The 1,279-nt window shown below is 60.6% G+C and carries 3 rRNA genes; all 3 read right to left on the reverse strand.

Features of this window, described 5'->3' with window-relative positions:
• A 16S ribosomal RNA gene (locus tag GO707_RS11815) occupies positions 1-125 on the reverse strand; the annotation flags it as partial.
• Positions 126-920: 795 nt separating this feature from the next.
• Positions 921-1,035: ribosomal RNA gene (rrf, locus tag GO707_RS11820) — 5S ribosomal RNA — on the reverse strand.
• 121 nt (positions 1,036-1,156) lie between these two features.
• Positions 1,157-1,279: ribosomal RNA gene (locus tag GO707_RS12100) — 23S ribosomal RNA — on the reverse strand; the annotation flags it as partial.

A 1,279-nucleotide genomic window follows, 5' to 3' on the forward strand; every position in this document is an offset into this window, starting at 1 on the left:
TTGGTCACGTGTTACTCACCCGTTCGCCACTCTATACACGGCCGAAGCCGTCTTAATCGTTCGACTTGCATGTGTTAAGCACGCCGCCAGCGTTCATCCTGAGCCAGGATCAAACTCTCCGTTCGAACAGCGCCCGGAGGCGCCGTCAGATCGATGTGAGTCTCGATTCTGTTTGAAAACTCTCCGTCGGGGCCTTAGGGCCCCTGACAGGGAAAAAGTTAAAGCTTGCTCTCTCGAATGTCCGTCTGACATCCGAGAAGACGTTTGTTCCGTCTCTCGAATTCCATCCTCAGTATCCGGTTGTCAAGGTTCCGCGGGAGGCTTCCCGCCCCGCCGCCCTCGCGAGCGGCGCAAGGAAATACTTTACAGGGTTTCCTGTTGGCTGTCAACGACTTTTTTCAAAATTTTTGAAAATTCGTTTCCAACGGGAACCCGCAGCCACTGGCCCAGAGAGACCAGCCGCCGCGCCTTCCTCAAGCGCGGATTTAGTAGAATACCCCTTCGGCTCCAAGAGCGCAAGGGGGAATTTAGAAAATTCTTTAAACGACATTTACGCCACACTTGCAACTCGCGCAACTCGCAAGTTGCCCCTGGCATGCCACGCTAAGCCCCCCCTCCCAGCAAATCGAGTCTCGCAGAAGCCAGGAGTTCTTGTCTGACAGAATGTCTGCCCTTTGAAACAAAAAACACCCTGTCGGGCGTCAATCATTATAGTAGAAATCATTTTGTCGCACAGGCTCGCCCGAGGAAGTCGGCGAGGGTCCGGCAGGCGCCCGGAATCGCCCCGCCTCGGGGCCGAGCGGCCTCCGCGCCGCGCCGAGCCCCGAACAAGGGGCGAGGCCGGGCGCCCGTCGGAGCCGCGGCGTCGGCAGGTCCGGCCGTCCCGCCAGGGCGGCCGGAACGCAGAAAAGCGCCCCCTGCGAGCGGAACGACCTGTCCTCCCGCGGCCTGGCGCCGCAGTACTTTCGGCGAGGTGGGGCTTAACTGCCGAGTTCGGAATGGGATCGGGTGATCCCCCACTCCATGGTTCCGCTCGCGGGAGGCGCTCCCGCGGCAATCGTCTTGCCGTCCGAGGGGGCCCGGGGATCCCCCGCGCCACCCTGGCGGTTGCATGCGCGCGACACGTCCATCTCTCGATCTCGATCGTAGTCTTGGCAATGAAGAAGAGCTCGGGCTATTAGTAGCGCTCGCCTGAGCAGGTCGCCCTGCTTGCAGCTGCGCCCTATCGACCAGATAGTCTATCTGGGCCCTTACCGGAAAGGGAGCTCATCTCGGAGGC

Origin of the sequence: Adlercreutzia rubneri, assembly GCF_009755265.1 — a bacterium.
Classification (GTDB): domain Bacteria; phylum Actinomycetota; class Coriobacteriia; order Coriobacteriales; family Eggerthellaceae; genus Adlercreutzia; species Adlercreutzia rubneri.